The organism is Kitasatospora sp. NPDC091207, assembly GCF_044768625.1.
Lineage (GTDB): Bacteria > Actinomycetota > Actinomycetes > Streptomycetales > Streptomycetaceae > Kitasatospora.
In genome coordinates this window covers 51,168-68,482 of record NZ_JBIVVS010000004.1, presented here as the reverse complement: position 1 = coordinate 68,482, position 17,315 = coordinate 51,168, and the positions used below count along the sequence as shown (strand labels likewise).

The 17,315-nt window shown below is 71.4% G+C and carries 14 protein-coding genes; 6 read left to right on the top strand and 8 right to left on the bottom strand.

The genetic code is table 11. The features are described from left to right. Positions 1 to 1,101 precede the first annotated feature (1,101 nt). Positions 1,102 to 1,914, bottom strand: a complete 813-nt coding sequence (locus ACIQTO_RS09995; RefSeq protein WP_402385414.1) for a hypothetical protein — start codon at positions 1,912 to 1,914, stop codon at positions 1,102 to 1,104. 1,025 nt (positions 1,915 to 2,939) lie between these two features. On the opposite strand from ACIQTO_RS09995, the gene ACIQTO_RS09990 reads away from it, so the two are divergent. The 3 genes from ACIQTO_RS09990 (at position 2,940) to ACIQTO_RS09980 (ending at position 6,909) form a co-directional block, all read left to right on the top strand. Further along, positions 2,940 to 3,803: a hypothetical protein gene (locus ACIQTO_RS09990; protein ID WP_402385411.1), complete on the top strand. Its 864-nt coding sequence runs from the start codon at positions 2,940 to 2,942 to the stop codon at positions 3,801 to 3,803. 1,299 nt (positions 3,804 to 5,102) lie between these two features. Further along, positions 5,103 to 6,506: a nucleobase:cation symporter-2 family protein gene (locus ACIQTO_RS09985; protein ID WP_402385408.1), complete on the top strand. Its 1,404-nt coding sequence runs from the start codon at positions 5,103 to 5,105 to the stop codon at positions 6,504 to 6,506. Between the two features lie 40 nt (positions 6,507 to 6,546). After that, entirely contained in the window at positions 6,547 to 6,909 is a 363-nt protein-coding gene (locus ACIQTO_RS09980) for a hypothetical protein (RefSeq protein WP_402385405.1), read from the top strand. A gap of 483 nt (positions 6,910 to 7,392) precedes the next feature. On the opposite strand, the gene ACIQTO_RS09975 is transcribed toward ACIQTO_RS09980, so the two are convergent. The 4 genes from ACIQTO_RS09975 to ACIQTO_RS09960 are packed head-to-tail and all read right to left on the bottom strand — an operon-like array spanning position 7,393 to position 10,980. Further along, positions 7,393 to 8,586, bottom strand: a complete 1,194-nt coding sequence (locus ACIQTO_RS09975; RefSeq protein ID WP_402385402.1) for an ABC transporter permease — start codon at positions 8,584 to 8,586, stop codon at positions 7,393 to 7,395. Next, positions 8,583 to 9,311 carry an ABC transporter ATP-binding protein gene (locus ACIQTO_RS09970; protein WP_402385399.1) on the bottom strand — a complete coding sequence of 243 codons (729 nt, stop codon included), beginning with the start codon at positions 9,309 to 9,311 and terminating at the stop codon, positions 8,583 to 8,585. Before ACIQTO_RS09970 ends, ACIQTO_RS09975 begins: the two co-directional genes overlap by 4 nt. Continuing rightward, positions 9,308 to 10,453: a peptidoglycan-binding protein gene (locus tag ACIQTO_RS09965; RefSeq protein ID WP_402385396.1), complete on the bottom strand. Its 1,146-nt coding sequence runs from the start codon at positions 10,451 to 10,453 to the stop codon at positions 9,308 to 9,310. Before ACIQTO_RS09965 ends, ACIQTO_RS09970 begins: the two co-directional genes overlap by 4 nt. A 2-nt stretch (positions 10,454 to 10,455) precedes the next feature. Beyond that, complete coding sequence (locus tag ACIQTO_RS09960) at positions 10,456 to 10,980, bottom strand: hypothetical protein (protein ID WP_402385393.1); 525 nt, start codon at positions 10,978 to 10,980, stop codon at positions 10,456 to 10,458. Positions 10,981 to 11,150: 170 nt separating this feature from the next. Between ACIQTO_RS09960 and ACIQTO_RS09955 the strand changes: the two genes are divergently transcribed. Beyond that, entirely contained in the window at positions 11,151 to 11,807 is a 657-nt protein-coding gene (locus tag ACIQTO_RS09955) for a response regulator transcription factor (RefSeq protein WP_402385390.1), read from the top strand. A gap of 5 nt (positions 11,808 to 11,812) precedes the next feature. Continuing rightward, positions 11,813 to 13,042, top strand: coding sequence for a sensor histidine kinase (locus ACIQTO_RS09950; protein WP_402385388.1), 1,230 nt, complete (start codon positions 11,813 to 11,815; stop codon positions 13,040 to 13,042). 237 nt (positions 13,043 to 13,279) lie between these two features. Here the strand turns inward: ACIQTO_RS09950 and ACIQTO_RS09945 are convergent, their stop codons facing one another. Both ACIQTO_RS09945 and ACIQTO_RS09940 read right to left on the bottom strand, forming a co-directional pair. Then, entirely contained in the window at positions 13,280 to 14,527 is a 1,248-nt protein-coding gene (locus ACIQTO_RS09945; protein ID WP_402385386.1) for a PrsW family intramembrane metalloprotease, read from the bottom strand. After that, positions 14,524 to 15,120, bottom strand: a complete 597-nt coding sequence (locus ACIQTO_RS09940) for a hypothetical protein (RefSeq protein WP_402385383.1) — start codon at positions 15,118 to 15,120, stop codon at positions 14,524 to 14,526. Before ACIQTO_RS09940 ends, ACIQTO_RS09945 begins: the two co-directional genes overlap by 4 nt. A gap of 407 nt (positions 15,121 to 15,527) precedes the next feature. Between ACIQTO_RS09940 and ACIQTO_RS09935 the strand changes: the two genes are divergently transcribed. Further along, positions 15,528 to 15,890 carry an ATP-binding protein gene (locus tag ACIQTO_RS09935; RefSeq protein ID WP_402385382.1) on the top strand — a complete coding sequence of 121 codons (363 nt, stop codon included), beginning with the start codon at positions 15,528 to 15,530 and terminating at the stop codon, positions 15,888 to 15,890. A 624-nt stretch (positions 15,891 to 16,514) separates the two neighbouring features. Here the strand turns inward: ACIQTO_RS09935 and ACIQTO_RS09930 are convergent. After that, positions 16,515 to 17,120 carry a hypothetical protein gene (locus ACIQTO_RS09930; RefSeq protein WP_402385379.1) on the bottom strand — a complete coding sequence of 202 codons (606 nt, stop codon included), beginning with the start codon at positions 17,118 to 17,120 and terminating at the stop codon, positions 16,515 to 16,517. Positions 17,121 to 17,315 lie beyond the last annotated feature (195 nt).

Genomic DNA, 17,315 nt, shown 5'->3' with positions numbered 1-17,315 from the left:
GCAACACCCGACCCCCAGACCACACCCGATCCCGCACCGGCCGCGCCCGGCGTTCGACGCCGCCCCACCCCGCCGCGTCCGGCTCTCGGCGCGCGGCCTCACCTCGTTCATTGCCCATCTCTTCCTGTGTTGTGTGCGGTGAGTACGGGCAGTGGGTGGGTGGGCCGGGACTCAACGGGGCGCCACGGGCCCGCTGCCGGCGGTCCGTTGCGCCGGACGTCAGGCAGGGGAGATGGCGAGTCAAGGGGGGTTCGGGGCACCGATTTCACCAGGGCCGCCGGGCCCGTGGGGAAGCCGGACCGGCGGACGATACGCCACTCAGACCGCTGGTCAACCCCGCGCCCGGGACCGGGTTCGACCAGGCCCGGGGCATACGGGCGGCCGTCGTCCCCCGGGACGCGGGAGGGCGGCCGGATCGGGGAGGCCGACTGTCGCCGCCCTACGGGCAGGTGTCGAGCCTGGTGTTGAGGGTGGTCTTCTCGGGTGCGGTGACGGAGAGGCCGTAGACGTGCTCGGTGCCGACCCGGGCGCGGCTGTGGGTGCACCCGTATCCGGTGGCCGGCGGCGCCAGAGGCCGAGGGTTTGTCTCCCCTGGACTTGGTGGAGACGGCGATCAGCTGGGAGTGGGTCAGGTCGTTGGCGAAGGCGCGGCGCTTCGCGATGGTCCAGGTGTCGGCCCCGACTGGCGGGAAGCGTCATTTCAACCGTGCGGTATTCGGAACTGTCGGTGGCAGGGGCACGGTGTCAGGGACAGGCGTTGTGGTGCGTCGCCGTGGAGGCTACTGATCTTGACTACCGCGTCCGGCCGCATCCCGCCGGATCTGGTCTCCCGGCTTCTCGAACGCGGCCATGGCGAGGTGGTGAAACGGTGGGCGGGCCGTGGGGGAGTGGTTCTGCGCGCGGGCATGGGCGCGGCTGCTCGGTGAGCAGGGCCGCCAGGACGAGGTGCTCGAGGTACTCGGTCCGCACCTCGCCGCCGGCTGGTGACGCTGTCGAGGGTCCGATGTGCTCACGTTCGCTCACGCGTGTCGCCCGTCCGCGCCGCCATCGTGCACCCGCCTCCGGCGGCAACCCGGGTCCGGGATTCCGGCCGCCCCGCGATCAGCCGGCGGTCGCGGTCGCGGTCGCGGTCGGTGTTGTGGGTGCGGTCGCGGTGACGAGTCGGTGGATCTGTGCGGTCACCAGGTCGGCACGCAGGGCGGGCTGGTGCGCGGTGTCGTCGACCGTGGTGAACAGGACGCGGTTGTCGCCCACGGCCGCGTAGAGGTGGATCGTCGTCGTTCCGCCCGTGGTCTCCACAGCGCCAGTGGGTGAGAGGATCCGGAAGCCGACCGCGGGCGCTTCCAGCCCATCGGCGGCTACCGCCTCGACCCGCAGCTCCCGGTCGCCGTTGGGGCCGGGCAGCGCGAAGTGGGAGCAGGCGCCGGACACGGCGGCGGCCAGGGCGTCGAAGCGCTGCCGGACGTGGCCCTGGGGGAAGCTGCTGATGTCGGTCAGGGTCCGGTTGCCGCGCACGTTGTTCCCCGTGACGTAGAGGCGCCGAACGGCGACGTCCGACTGCTCGGCGAGGACGGTGATGATCGGCGCGCACGCCGGATACCGCTGCGCCGCCTTCTCGTACCGCGCGGTGGTCTCGGCGCTGGTCGTGCCGTCGGCGGTCTCGGTGGTACTGCCCGCGGGCAGGTCGGTGACGGACAGCAGCGCGGCCGCCAGGCGTTCCCGCGGCAGGGGTTCGAGGGTGTGCCAGTCGGGTTGCGCGCCGGCCGGCGGCGCCGAGGACGGCACCTGGGCCGACGGCGCGAGACCGTCCTGGGTGGCGTCGGCCGGTGCGGCACCGGTCGGCTCCGGTGAAGCCGAACAACCGGCCAGGGGCGCCAGGATGAACAGGAGCAACGCCAGTACGGTCGGTGCCACGGGTATGGTCGGCCTTGCCAAAACGTCTCTCCTGGTGTCCCGCCCCGACCACCCGCTGAAGGTACGCGGGTGGAGAATCTGTGCCGATCACGGCCGCCGGCGCAGCACGCGCGCCGGAACTTCGGCACCCTACCCTCGCTCGGCCCCTGCGGAGAATTCCTGGTGCTCCATCAGACGCACCATGCGTGCCGGCGCGGCCGCCGGGTCAGAGGTTGCGAGCACCGTACGGTCCGGTCCCCACGGATATGTCATCACGACAAAGCCACTGGTCGCTGCGGCGATCGCCGGGAACGGCTCCGTGGAGTAGTCACGGAAGTCGCCCGTCGCCGAGACATGTTCTGGATGCGGCTGCCGCTGATCACCGCCCGCGGCGGGGTCGACGCGGCGGTGGACCGTGCCCGGGCCCCCACCCCGGGGGTGCCACCTCGTACGTGGCGGAGCGCATCGCCGTACTCCTCGCCGCCGCCGGACGCACCGAGAACGCCGTAACCGTCCTCGAACAGCACGGCCGCGCGAACAGCCACGACCTGGCCGGTTGCCTCATCGACCTCGGCCGCAGCGGTGGCGCCGTGGCCGTCCCCGGCAGACCAGTACCCGGCCGTCCGCCGCTCCGACCGCCGGCCCGTGGCGCGACATTCCTCCGTGCTGAGGCCCGCCCGCGACAGCCCCCGGTGCTGGTCGGTTCACCCGCACGCGCGGCACAACCGGCAGGCTGCTGCTACGCGCAGGCGTCGGGCATGGTGGTGAGGCGGGTCTCCTCGGCGCCGGTGACGCTGAGGCGCCGAAGAGGTGCTCGGTGTCTCGCGGCTGTAGGCGCACCGGTGGCCGGTGGGCGCCAGGCGTCCGGGGCCTTGCCGCCGTTGAACCAGAGCACGCGAGTCACGCAATCCTGAGCCTCAGGGGGCGTGCCCTCGGACGATGGCAGCGGCCCGGGCCGTCGTGCGGATCAAGTCCCAACGCGTTCAGGCAGCTGATCGGATGGTGTGGGAGTTCGATAAGGTGACCCGCTGTCTGGGAGGGCCTATATGAACGACAAGACGCGGAATCTCATCCCGTGGGTAGTGCTCGTGGCCGCGGTCGGCGGCCTGGTCACCTACCGGAATCCGTGGTTGGACCCGAGCCGATCCGAGCCCCCGGGACCGGCGACCGCGTCCAGGCCCGGCTACTCGGCCTGGCCTCCGGCCCCGGCCCTGCCCACGACCCCGCCGAGGGCGACGTCCGACGCGGCGCTGCCAGGCGGCGGCACGTTCATCGGAAGCCGGTGCGGCGCCAAGGGCTTCCACCACTTCACGCCGCCGGTCACACCCGTCCCCGCCCCCACCGGCCGGGGTGAACGGCGGGGGCGCGGCACACCAGGCCCGCAGCTGGTCCTCGGCTCCTACGGCTTCGGGCGAGACGGGGCCCATGACCAGGGGGAGTTCACCATCGGCCTGCTGCTGGGCCCCGGCACGGAGCGAGTGCTCGAACTGTCGGGCCCGCTCGGCCCGGAGGGCGTGGCCGTGGAGATCGAGGGACCGGAGGGGATCGTCGGCGGCGCGTACGGCCTGCCGGTCACGCTCTCCGACGACGGTGCCCGGTCCCCGGAGGGCAAGATCCGCATCACCCCGGGCAGCGGCGGATCGGCGGTGGTCACGCTCCCCGCGCAGGCGCTGTGCCCGGGGTACGACGGCTTCGCCCTCCAGCCGGTGCTCGTGGCACCGACCGGCTCGTCGAACACCATCATCGGCGACCCGCCGTACCGACTCACCGTCTCCATCTCCGACCCCGCGGTCGGGGCGCTCCGACGCGCGGCCGGATCACCCCTGACCGGCGACGTCCTGAGCGCGGACAACCGGATCGACACGGCGTACGACGCCCCGGCCGAGGACCCCGCGCGGGCGGCGGTCTGAGCGCGATGAAGCCGGAGGCGGGTTCAGTCCTCCCGGATCGGCCTCGAAGGCGACCAGCTCCTCAGGTGTTTCACCAACCTGTCGAGACACGATCCGGGCCTCCGAGAGTGTCGGCTCGCGGAACGTCGGGTCGTGGAACGAAGCGGGACATATGACGAAGACCGGGTCGCTGAAGACCAGCTCCAGGCCGTGGTGGTACGACAGGTCGTGGCCGGCGCCCAGCCGCAGCCGACCGGCGTTCCAGCTGACAACGTCCCGGTCCCACCAGGACCCATCTGGAAGTTCGTTCATGTTCGAGGTCATGCACCAGAGGCCAGTCGGCCGAGCCGTTTGAGGGTGTACTGGAGCTCACCGGCCTCCAGCAGCCCGACGATCACATCCACCATTCCCGCGATGCCTGGGGAACGGACGATCAGGCCATCGGAGTATGAGAAGTACCTGCCACCCAGGACCTCTCCGGTGCGGCAGGGTCACACCCTGGTGACATCCCGCTCTCCTTCGCCCGGGACAGTACCTCGCCGACGCGTGAACGGGCGATGATCCACTCGTTCCACTCCCGCTCGGCCGTGGCCGGCTCGGCCTGGATACGGTCCACCCCCTCGCGCAGCGCGTCCACACGACGGCGAGCGGTCAGCTCACGCCGCTTTCAGCAGCTCCACGACCGACGACGGCATCCCCGACCTCCGCCAGGGCGACGACACGGCACGCCACCACTCCCCGAGACTGCCGACCCCATGCCTGAACAGCGGAAACGCAGCCCTCGCGTCCGGAAAGACAACGCCACCGGACTCCGCCCCGGCCGGTCGCCCGGCACCTCAGCGGTACGCGGCGGGGCGCGGTCGCCGCCGGCCTGGTCGTCGGCGCTGCGGATGAGGGCGTGGAGGTGGAAGGGCCACAGGCCGTGTTCTCGCCGATGAACGGCCGCTCGGTCAGCCGCTGGGCGACCGCGTCGTGGGCAAGGCCGGCGACCCGGGTGGCGAGGGGCACGTCGAAGGCGGGACGCGATGCCGATCGGGATTGGAGGTAGGCACAGGATTCGTGGTGCTGCGCGACGATCGAAGGAGATCTCTTGACGGTGCGGGCGGCGCTCTCTACATTCTACGCAACGCCGAATCACGGAATTCAGATTCCGTATCGCGGAAATCATCTCATGGGTTGGGACCCGTTCGCCGCGGGCTCCGGCAGGTGGGCGACGGCACCGCTGCCGTCCGCCAGGGTCGTCCCAGCGTCACCGTGCCCGTCCCCAACGTCGGTCGTCGTTCCCGGGCCCGAAGCCACCTCAGTCTGGAGGGACGACCCATGGGACGTCAGACCGTGCTCACGAAGCCGCCGATGCCGCAGCACCCGGTCGACGAGATGTTGCCGCCCGGCCGGATGGCGACCGTCGCGCTTCAGCACGTCGCCAGCATGTACGCCGGGGTGGCCGCGCCACCGCTGATCATCGGCGCGGCGGCCGGCCTGGACCCGGCCCAGCTCACCACCCTGCTGGCCGCCAGCCTGTTCATCGCCGGCATCGCCACCCTGCTGCAGACACTGGGGATCTGGGGGGTCGGCTCGCGGCTGCCGTTCGTCAACGGCGTCTCCTTCGCCACGGTCTCGCCGATCCTGGCCGTGATCGAGGCGAAGAAGGGCGCGGCCCTGCCGTTGATCTTCGGCTCCACCCTGATAGCCGGGATCTTCTGCTTCCTGCTGGCACCGGTCTTCTGCCGCCTCGTCAGATTCTTCCCGCCGGTGGTCAGCGGCACGGTGATCACGCTGATCGGAATCTCCCTGCTCCCGGTCGCCGGGAACTGGGCACAGGGCGGCAACTCGCGGGCGGCCGAGTACGGTTCGCTCGCCAACCTGGGTCTGGCCGGGCTCACCCTGCTTGCCGTGCTGCTCTTCAACAGGTTCCTGCGCGGCTTCCTGCAGCGGATTTCGATCCTGCTCGGTCTGCTGGTGGGCACCCTGGCGGCGGTCCCTCTCGGCAAGGTGAACGCGCACGCGCTCGGCAGCCTGCCGCTCTTCGAGCTGCCGCACCCGTTCGCCTTCGGCGCCCCGCAGTTCCAGGTCGCCTCGATCATCTCGATGCTGGTGGTGATGGTGGTCTCGATGACCGAGTCCACCGCGGACATGATCGCGCTGGGTGAGGTCGTGGAGCGGCCCGCGGACAACCGCACGATCGCCGGCGGTCTGCGGGCGGACGGACTGGCGACGGCCTTCGGCGGGGTGTTCAACGGCTTCATCTGCTCGGCCTTCGCCCAGAACATCGGACTGGTGGCGTTGACGCGGATCCGCAGCCGCTTCGTGGTGGCGCTGGCGGGGGTGTTCCTCGTGGTGATGGGTCTGGTGCCGGTGGTCGGCGGGCTGGTCTCGTTGGTGCCGCAGCCGGTGCTGGGCGGGGCGGGCGTGGTGCTGTTCGGGTCGGTGGCGGTGGCGGGTATCCGCACGCTGGGCAAGGCGGACCTGAGCGCGGGCTCGAACGCGATCATCGTGGCAGTCAGCCTGGCCTTCGGCATCTTCCCGATCGCCTTCCCGGACTTCTACCACGCCTTCCCGGACCAGATCGCGACGGTGCTGCACTCGGGAATCTCGGCGGGCTGCCTGCTGGCCGTCACGTTGAACCTGCTCTTCAATCACCTGGGCCGGGGGCGTGAGGTTCCGCCCGCGTACGTGCCGGAGGAGCAGATCGACGCCCTGGGACGGGTGGGCGACCCGGCCTGACCGTTCTGGCCGGTCTGACCCGGACCGGTTCCGATCCCGCATGCGGGCCGGCACACCCCCGTGGCCCGGCCCGCGTGCGGAACACCCCACCAACCACACGGCGGCCGGCGCTGGTCGTAGGGCGGCGCGCGCCGGGACAGTGGCGGCCCGCACATCGCAGAGGGTTCAGTCGCGCATACGTCCGCAGGTCGGGTGGCCGTCGCCGTCGGCGATCTACCGTTTCTCCCCGGCCGGCCGACGGCAGCGGCGTTCGCGGATCCCGTGGCCTCCTCCGCCTGAGGGAGATCCACCTACTGAATGGCGTCAGGTCATGGCGAAGAAACGGCGCAAGACTCTGGTGGTCTGCACCGGTTGCCATGAAACGATCCACTCAGGAAAGCCATCCAGAAGCGTCACGAAATAGGTCACTGGAGAGCCCGTTACGGGGAAACTCGTACGGCGGGTTCGGAGGGGGGCCGTGCGGAAAAGGACCTGCACATGGCAGGCACCTCGTCGCGCGGCCTACCCAACCAACACGTTGAAGGCCTGGCGAGGCATCGCCACCCGCTGCGACAAGACCCCTGCGAGCTACCTCGCCGGCCTCCACCCTCGGGGCGCGATGATCTGGATCAAAGACCTCACCAGCACCACCCACTGATCACAACCACATACCCGCCCCAGGAGCCGCACAGGTGCATGCCCTCTGGGACCTCGCGACAGCTTGATCCGGGTCAGCCGCTCCCAGGCGTCCCGGTCCCGGTTCTCCAGGGGCCCCTCGATCGCGAACGGTCGACCGGCAGGCCGCCTGCTCCCGGCCGGTGGCCACGTTGCCCGGCGGTGAACTCGCGAACCGTCGATGTCACGCAATCAGGCTGGCCTGTCCGCCGTGGATGCCGCCCCGTGCTGGTCAGGCCGAGCGGAGGGCGTCGGTCGGGGAGGCCTTGGCTGCTCGCAGGGCCGGGTAGATCCCGGCGACGGCGGCCACCAGGACCGAGACCAGCGGTGCGGCGGCGGTCGTGGAGAGCGGGATGGTGGCGGGCCAGTCTTGGGCGAGGGCGTAGCCGTAGACGGTGAGGGCGCCCAGGGCCAGTCCGCCGATTCCCCCGATGAGGCCCATCAGGACGGCTTCGAGGAGGAATTGCGCGGCGATCTGGCCGCCCCGGGCGCCCAGGGCGCGGCGCAGTCCGATCTCGCCGCGGCGTTCCATCACGCTCACCACCATGGTGTTGGCGATGCCGACACCGCCGACGAGCAGGGCGACGGCCGCGAGTGCCAGGACCAGTCCGGTGAGGGCGTTCTTGGCTTCAGCCCGTGCGGTGTAGAGATCGGACGGCCGGCTGACGGCGACCGTGCTCGGGCCGGCGGGATTGGCGGCGGCCGCGGCGACGGCCTGGACATCGGGGACGCGCTCGGGGTGGGACCGGAGGTAGACGGTGGCGGCGGTGCCGTCCGCACCCAGGTGGGCGGTGGCTTCGGGCCAGCCGACCAGGGCGGCGGTGCCGAGTTCGGGGGCCAGCTCGTTGGGGGCCAGGATCCCGGTGACGACGAACCACTGTCCGCCCAGCCAGACCCGTTCGCCCGGGGCGGTGACGCCGAGGCGCTGCGCGGCCTGGTCGCCGAGCACGGTCACGGGGAGGCTCTCGCTCGCCGTGTCCAGCCAGTGCCCGCTGCGCACGGTGGCGTGCAGGACGTCCAGCAGGTTGGGGCGGGCGGCCAGTACGGTGAGGCTGCCGGTCTGCTGCGTCGGTACGAGGTCGTTGCGGTAGACCTGGGCCTCGGTGGCCCCGGTGGCGGTCACCTGCTGGACGGGGGCGATGTCGGCGAGCATCTTCTCAGCCGTGGGGGGCAGTGGTGCCGGCTTCTGATCGGCTCCTTTCCCGGGGGCGACAGTGATCAGGTTGGAGCCGAGCCGGTCCAGGCGTTCCAGCAGGTGGGCCTGGTTGGAGGAGGAGATCCCGGTCACCGCGATGACGGCGGCGATCCCCAGGGAGATCCCGAGCGCGGACAGCGCGGAGCGCATCCTGCGGGTGCGCGGACCGATCATGCCCAGGCGCAGCAGGTCCGTCGGGCGCAGCCTGGTGCGGCGCGGGGCGGGCGTCATCGGGGGGCTCCTGCGGGGTGGGGGGCGCGTTCGTCGAAGTCGATGCGGCCGTCGTGGATGCCGATCCGCCGGGGGAAGGAGGCGGCCAGGTCGCGGTCGTGGGTGATGACGACGACTGTGGTGCCCTTGGCGTTGAGGCTGCGCAGGAGGTCGACGACGGTGGCGCCGGAGGCGCCGTCGAGGGCTCCGGTGGGTTCGTCGGCGAGCAGCAGCGCGGGGTTGCCGACGAGGGCGCGGGCGATGGCCACACGTTGTTTCTCGCCGCCGGACAGCTGGTCCGGGTGGTGGTGCAGGCGGTGGCCGAGTCCTACTTCGCGCAGTGCCTCGACGGCCGCGGCGCGTCGGAGGGTGGCGGGGGCGCCGCTGTAGAGGAGTCCGGTGGCGACGTTCTCGACGGTGGTGAGCCCGGGCAGCAGGAAGAACTGTTGGAAGACGAAGCCGATCCGGTGGGCGCGCAGGGCGGCCAGTTCGGGGTCGGTGAGGGCGGCGAGGTCGTGGCCTTCGAAGCGCAGCCGTCCGCCGGTGGGGCGGTCGAGGGAGCCGAGGAGGGCGAGGAGGGTGGACTTGCCGGAGCCGGAGGGGCCGACGACGGCGAGGAGTTCCCCGCGGTCGACGGTGAGGTCGATGCCGTGCAGGATGCGCAGGGGTGGTGATCCGGGGTATTCCTTGGTGACACCGGTGAGTTGGATCACGGGAGTGGTGTCCTTGAGCCGAGGGTGTGTCATACCGGGACCACCACCCGGTCGCCGTCCCGGATGTCGCCGGTGATCTGTGCCTTGGCGTCGGCGACGAGTCCCAGGCGGACCTGGACGAGGCGGGTGGTGGCGCCGTCGGCGACCTTGACGCCGTAGCCGCCGCCGTCGAGGGCGATCAGGGCGGTGACGGGGACGATCAACGCGTCCTCGGCGGTGTCGCCGACGACGGTGACGGTCACGGTGGAGGCGCCGGCCTGTTGGGGTTGGTGCTGGGTGTCCAGCGCGATGGTGACGGTGGTCTTCTCCGGGTTTCCGCCGCCGCCCTCGCCGCCCTGTCCGTTGCCGCCTCCCCCATCTGTGCCACCCCTGATCAGGGAGCGGACGCGCCCGCCGACGGTGGTGCCGTCGGCGAGCTTCACCGTCACCCGTCCGTCGGGCTTGAAGCGGGAGGTCTGGTTGTCGGCGGGCTGTACCGTGGCGACCAGGTCGGTGCTGGTGACGGTCATGACGGCGGTGCTGCCGATGGCCGAGCCGAGTTTCGCGTCGACCTGCTGCACCCGCGCGGTCTGCTGGGGCAGCATGATGACGCTTCCGAGCGTGACCGTCCCGGTCTGCTGCACGCCGAGGGCCTTCTGCCAGCGCTTGACGGCGGTGGCGGTGCCCGCGGTGAACTTCCGGTCGGCCTTGAGGCCGAGCCCGTTCGCGTAGCCGAGGTCGATGAGGTTGCGTTCGAGCTGTTCGACGTCGGGGCCGTCGCCGGTGTCCGGGCCGAGGTCGCGCCACATCGGCCGGTCTCCCCGCAGCAGGACCACGGGGCCTCCGTCGACCTCGTAGAGTGTGGCGCCGGGCCTGACGACGGTGCCGACGGCGGGCAGGGCGGTGACGGTTCCGCGGCCGGCGGGGACGACTGCGGTGGGGGTGTCGTAGGCGAGGGCGCCGCCGACCTGGATGCCGCTGGACAGCGAGCCCTTGCGCACCTCGACGGTCTCGTGGCCGACCGGGGAGTGCGCCGGGGAGGAGGCCCGGTGCTCCCAGGGGCGGGTGGCGGCGAGGGCGCCCGAAGCGCCGATGACGGCGACCAGTGCGAGGGGGACGATCCGACGGCGGGCCGTGCGCGTACGGCCTGGCCGGCCGTCCTCGGTGGCGGGGGTTTCGGTGCGGTGGTCGCTCATGGTCACTGGCCGATGGAGTAGCCGGGCATCGGCAGCCGGCCGCAAGCCGGCTGGATGGCGTCCCACTTGGCCATGTCGAAGGAGGCGCGGGGGATGGTGAGGATGGCGGTCTTGGGATCCGGGTCCGGGAGGTCGGGGTAGCCGTTCTTCCGCGCGCAGGCGACGAAGGCGCGTGCCTCCTCGATGGACTTCTCCATGTTCTTCGGCTTGACCTGGTGGATTCCGGGGACCTTGGCGTCGCAGCTCCTGGCCGCGGTGTCGTAGCCGGTGGTCGACCCTCCGTCGGTTCCCGCCGCCGGGATCAGGATGTTGCCGTCCTTGTCCAGCTCGACGCCGTTCTGCCCTTCCTGGTGCATGCAGTTCACCCAGGCCTGCCGGACCGCGCCGTCGTCCTGGGGCTTGCCCTTCCCCGTGGCGGCGCCTCCCTCCACCCTGGGCGCCGGGTCCGAGGAGGAGCAGCCGCTCATCGCCAGTGCGGCGGTGACGGCGGCGGCCGCCAGTACGGTCCGTACGGTCCTGCTGCGCATGTGGTGCTCCCTGCCGAAGGCCGATGATGGTCTCCAGTAGTTCTACGGACCGGCGCGTTAGCCGTTGGTGAGCGTGTGCCTAACCCCCGGCTAACCCCCGTGAAGCCATCCTTGACCGGGGAAAGCGCACCCGGGACAGCGCGGGGCGAGGCCGATCGGAGTGGAACGGAATGCGCGTGCTGATCGTCGAGGACGAGGTGGACCTCGCGGCGATGCTCGTCGAGGGCCTGCGGGCCGAGGGCATGGTCTGCGATGTCGCGCACGATGGTGCCCGGGCGCTCGAAATGACGGCCGCCACCGACTACGACGTCCTGCTGCTGGACCGGGACCTTCCCGTCCTGAGCGGGGACGCCGTCTGCCGGGCCCTGAATACCGCCGGCTACCCGGCGAGGATCCTGATGCTCACGGCAGCCGGAAAGCTCACTGATCTGGTCGACGGCCTCGGCCAGGGCGCCGACGACTACCTGGCCAAGCCGTTCTCCTACCTGGAACTGATCGCCCGGCTGCGGGCGCTGGGCCGCCGCTCCGGGCACGGCGGTGGCGTCACCGTGCTGAGCGGGCACGGGGTCAGCCTGGACACCGTGCGCAGGATCGCCGAACGCGACGGCCGGCCGCTGAGGCTCACGCCCAGGGAACTCGGCGTGCTGGAGATGCTGCTGACCGCGGACGGCGCCCCGGTCACCACCGAACAGCTCCGCGACGGCCTGTGGGACGCCGCGACGGACCCGGCCACCACCGCCGTCCGGGTCACCGTGCACTCCCTGCGCCGCAAGCTCGGCGAACCACCGCTGATCACCAACGACCCCGGCTACGGGTACCGGCTGTGAGCCCGGTGCGGATCCGACGCCGCCCGCGGCCGGCCCGGCTGACCCTGCGCGGCCGGCTGACCCTGATGACCACGGCGGTCTTCGCGGTCCTCGGATCCGGGCTGCTCGTGCTGAACTGGCTGAGCTCACGCCAGCTCCTGGAGGCCAACCGCGACCTCGTCGTCCCCGCGACCGCCATCACCGAGCCCGCCGTTGTGCCGTCGGGGCCCACCTCCGCACCGACGGGCCCGTTCGAGACCCCCGCCGCGGTCACCAGCCCCGCCCAGCGCTTCGACGACTTCCAGCACACCGTCCTCGGCGACCTCCTCACGCGCTCGCTGCTGCTGCTCGCCGCCTTCACCGTCCTCGCCGCGCTGCTCGCCCGGTGGATCGGCCGACGTTCACTGCACCGCCTCGACCAGGTCACCGCGACGGCCCGACGGATCAGCGCCGACAGCACCCTGGGCGAGCGGCTCGCCCTCACAGGACCGAACGACGAGGTCCGCGAACTCGCCGACACCTTCGACGCCATGCTCGACCGCCTGGACCGCGGCTTCACCGCACAGCGCCGCTTCACCGCCCACGCCTCGCACGAACTGCGCACCCCGCTCACCCTCCAGCGCACCGCCCTGGAGATCCCGCTGGCCCAGGGCCGGATCCCGGACGACCTGAAACCCGCCATCCGTCGAGCACTGGACGCCAACGCCCGCAGCGAACGTCTCATCGCGGCCCTGCTCACCCTGGCCCGCGGCGAGAGCGAAGACCTGACACCGCACCCCGTCGACCTGGCCGAAGCGGCCGGAAGCGCCCTGGCCGACCTCACCGACGAGGCCCACGAGGCCGGCATCCACATCACGGCCGACCCCGGGCACGCACCGGCCTGGGGCGACCCCTCCCTGCTGCGCCAGGTCGCGCTGAACCTGCTGGCCAACGCGGTACGGCACAACCACCACGGCGGCACGGCCACCATGACCACCGGCACCAGCGCCGGGCAGTCCTTCATCGAGGTCGCCAACACCGGACCGGTCCTGGACCCGCAGGAGGTCCCCGCGCTCTTCGAACCCTTCCAGCGCGGCCGGCAGCGCGGCGGTGACGGCTCCGGACTCGGCCTCGCCGTCGTCCGGGCGATCACCCGCACCCACCACGGCACGGTCACCGCCACCCCGCGCCCCGGTGGCGGCCTCACCGTCCGGGTCGAACTACCCCGTCGCGGCCGCACAGTTCCACCACCGGACACCAGCGCCCCGGCCCGGTGACCGACATGGTCAGCGGTGCCCCGCCGGCGCAGGTCATCGCTGTGGCACTCACCCCGCCACTGGGCTGTCCGCCACCACCTGGACACTCCCGCTTCGCGGGTGTGGAGCGCGGACAACCTCGGCGGCATGCCCGAACAGGCCGGGATCGGATCGCGCTTCGATGAGTTCGTTCACGCGAACCCCGGCCTCCCCGGCGTCGAACTGCTCCGCAAGAGCGTCGAACACGCGGTGGAGCACTTACCCGGCGTTCGCGGTCGCGGTGGCCCCTGTCGTGGTGGGCGTGTGGGTGGCTGCGAGGTCGGCGCGCAGGGCGGTGACGTCCTGGGCGGCGCGGGCGGCGGGGATGCCGGTGCCGTTCTCCTCGCAGACCCGGATCAGGTGCAGTTGCGCGCGCTGGAGCCGGTGGAGGGTGCGGGCGGCCTTGCGTCCGTGGGCCTTGCGCATGTGGGTGCGCAGGTGGCGGCGCTGGTGCAGGGAGCCGAGGGCGTCGCGCTCCTCGGGGGTCATGAGGTCGTCGTCGAGGTAATGGTCGGCGACGGCGCGGATCTGGGTGCCTTCCTCGCGGCCGGCCAGTTTCCACATCAGGTAGCCGGCCGCGAGGATCGGCAGGCCCTTGACCAGGGAGAGGACGACCATGCCGCCCACGCCGCCGCCTCCGATGTTCTGCATCCAGGGGGAGTTCCAGAAGAAGTGCATGGACCAGGCCAGGGCGAACGCGCCGACGGCGACGGCGGTGCGCCGGATCAGGGGTTCGTGGCGGCGGGTCACGAAGTATCCGATGCCGAAGGCGGAGACCGAGGTGTAGAGGGCGTGGCTCCAGATGCCGGTGATCACTCCGCGCACCAGGAACATCAGCCCGACCGGGGCGATCTGGTTGGTGTAGGGGAACTGGATGGCGGTGTTGACCGAGTAGAGGAGGTCCTCGACGATCTGGAAGCCGAGGCCGATCATCGCGCCGACGACCACGACGGAGAGGATCGTCCGGAACTGGGTGCGGGCGATCATGATCAGCACGACGACGCCGAGCAGCTTGAGGATCTCCTCGTTGATCGGCCCGGCCAGCGCCGGTCCCCAGTCCGCGGTGAACTGCGGTCCGAAGAGTTTGGCGGAGATCGACTCAACAGCTGAGTTGACGGGGATCGCCAGGTAGCAGGCCGCGAAGCCGCCCCAGGCGAAGGCCATCGCGAAGCCCAGCGGCGGGTGCTGCTCGAACAGGTCGAGGGAGCGGAAGAACAGCAGGAACGGCACCGCGTACAGCGCCCAGAGCAGGGTGGCGAACACCACGGCGGTCGGCACGACGCGGTAGCCGGTGTAGAAGTTGGACACCATCGAGAAGACGCCGTTGGCGAGGAAGAACAGGAACAGCCAGAACGCGGCGCGCCGGGGCTGGAAGAAGCCGTCCACGCCGAGCGGCGCGCGTTCATCGACCAGAGCGCCGCCCTTCAGCCTGCGGTGTGCGGTCAGCGGGTTGTGCGGTGTGGTCATGCCCGGGCTCCTGTCCTGACGCTGTCGACCATCTGCTGGAACTCGCCCGCCGCGGAGGGCAGCGCACCGGAGGCGCTCTGGCCGTTGAGCGTGACCACGGTCTTCGCCCCGGGGTCGTAGGCGATCCACAGGATGCCCTCCACGCCGGAGGTGAAGTAGGAGAACTTCACGCCGGTCAGACCGTTGCCGGTGTGGAAGGACTGGTCGTTGCCGTACAGGTGGACCTTGCCGGCGGCCTGGAGGAGCTTCTTCTCCCGGACCGTCTGTTCGTCCAGGGTGCCCATCCACTCCGAGGTCGAGACGGAGAACGCGCTCGACGCGCTCGTCACCACCGAACGCTGCCCCGGGGTGGTCTCGGCCCGCTCCAACGACCAACCGCCCGCGGGGACGAAGGAGACGTGGTCGGAGACCGCGACCACCGTGCCGGGCCGCACCTCCTCCTTGCCGGAGGTGCTCTCGTCCCAGATCAGCCAGAACCCCACGTAGGCGAAGACGAACGCCAGCACCAGGAGCGATCCCCCCAGCGTCCCGTACCGCTCCCGTCGGGGTATCGCCGGCAACACCGCCGGCCCCGACGGTTGACCGCTGTGCATAAAGATTCCTCCTATGAAACCTCAAATGAGCACAAAGATTGAACATAATACTAGAAACGCCTAAAACGGTCATACGGCCTCGGCCTCGCCCCCGTAGATGGGGATCCCGCCGGGAGTCGCGTGAAGCGTCCTCGGCGGTGATCCTGCCGATCCCCGCAGTCAACGCGGAGAGCCGCTGGTCGGCGCCGTCGCCCCACGGCCGGCGCGCTCCGGCCGGTCACCGGGTGGTTGTCGCAGGGGTGGTCTTCCCCGGTCGGGGAATGAGGGTCGCGCAGGCCGGAGAGGGGTTGGCGCCCCAGGGAGCAGGTGACCTGATGGACATGAGTGAGCGTCGACGTCGAAGCCCCGGTTGTTTCCCGTCCGTGGCGGGCGCGCGTGAGAGCGCGCGCGGATTCCTCGCAGGCCTCGTGCCGGCCCTCGTACCCGAGACCGCGGACGCCGTGGTCCTCGCCGTCCCGGAGCTGGTGACCAACGCCTTGCGCCACGGTGGCGGTGCGTTCGTCCTGAACCCGGCCGCGAACGCGGAACGCGTCGAGGTGGCCGTGCACGACCGCCACCCGCGACCGCTGCGCATGCGCACCCCCGACCTCGTCGCCGGGACCGGCGGATTCGGCCGGCCCGTGGTCAACCGCCTCGCCGAACACATGGGCAACGCCTGCGGCCGGGCCGTCCGCAACGGCCCGCTCCCAGCGCGTCTCCACGGGCAGACAGGGCGGTCGCGAGACCTCGAACCACTCACGGTGGCGGCCGTGGCGGCGGTCAGCCGATGACGCCGAGGACGGCGGCGGTGACAGGGAGGCCGGCGCGAGCCGGTCGGCGAGGCGGTAGGTGAGCAGCCGGCAGCTGTGGGAGAGGGAGATGGGAGAGGGAGAACTGAGCGGCGAAGGCGGCGGGCAGGTCGGCGTCGCACGCGCAGAGGCGCACGAGCCCCCGCCGGGGGTGAGCACGGCGGAGCAGGCGGCACCGATCGCCGCCCACGACGCCAGGAGCGCGGCCCACGACCAGCCGCTGGGCGCGATGGCGGTAGCCACCGCCACCGCGGCGAGGATGAGCCGCAGGGCGAAGGCACCCGGGAGCGTTACGACGCGGTCGCTGAGGCGTCGCAGGGTGCGGGGCAGGAGGAGGGCCGCAGCCATGGAGCCCGCGCCGTAGGCGCCGGGAGTGAGGGGCACGGCGCCGGCGCTCCGGTGGAAGTGGCCCTGGACCACGTCCATGTGTTCCTGCTCCCACCGCGCGATCGCCCGACTTTTGGTGGCGGACTCCAAGAGCCTGGAACCATTGCGTGGAGTGGTAGGCCGGGGCAACCGGTGGGCCCCGCCGCTGACACGCCGGCGCCGTCGTCGGCCCGGTGCCCTGGCCGCCGACGGCGCCGGGGAAGCGGCCGGAGTTCGGTATCAGTACCCGTTGCCGCCGCCCGACGTGCTGCTCGGCGTGGCGGCAGAGGCGGTGGCCGTGGTGGTGATCGGATCGCCGCTGGGGCTGACGACGTACCACTTCCCGCCGAACGCCGTGGAACCCTGACCGTTGATGTCACCGGGGTTGGCGTCGTCGGCGAAGGTGTACAGCGGGTGGCCCTTGTAGGTGACCTGGGTCGATTGGTCCGCTCTCGTGCTCGTGCCGACCAGGGACGCGGTGACGCCGCTGGAGTTCGGCGTTCCGGTCGTCGTGACCGGCGGCCACGCCGTAGCGCACGCGCCGTCGCAGGTCGAGGCCGAGGTGGTGTCCGACTCGAAGAGGTACAAGGTCCGGCCGGACCCGTCGACCAGGATCTGCCCGTCGGGCGAGTCGGCGGTCTTCAGGGTGGTGGCCCCACTGGCCGGGGCGGCCGATGCGCTCGTCGAGGGCGCGGAGGCGGTACTCGACGCTGAGGAGGTACTTGACGTGGAGGCGGCACTCGACGCGGAGGCGGTACTCGACGTGGACTTGGAGCTGCTGGAACAACCAGCCACCAGGGCCGCCAGGGCGGCAGCACTCGCGACTGCTGCGATAACAGGCTTCATAGAGGGACTTCTTCCGCTGGAATCACCGCAGCGCCCGATGCGCCGCAGCCCGTCCACTGGCCTGACCGAGGCAGGTCCACAACGGCCGCCTCGGCGGGCAGACCGACAGCGGTCCACACCCACGGGGGAGGGGAACGCGACCAGTGTCCGCATGCTCTCTCCCACCCACCACCTGGGCCTCTCGACCCGGCGGCC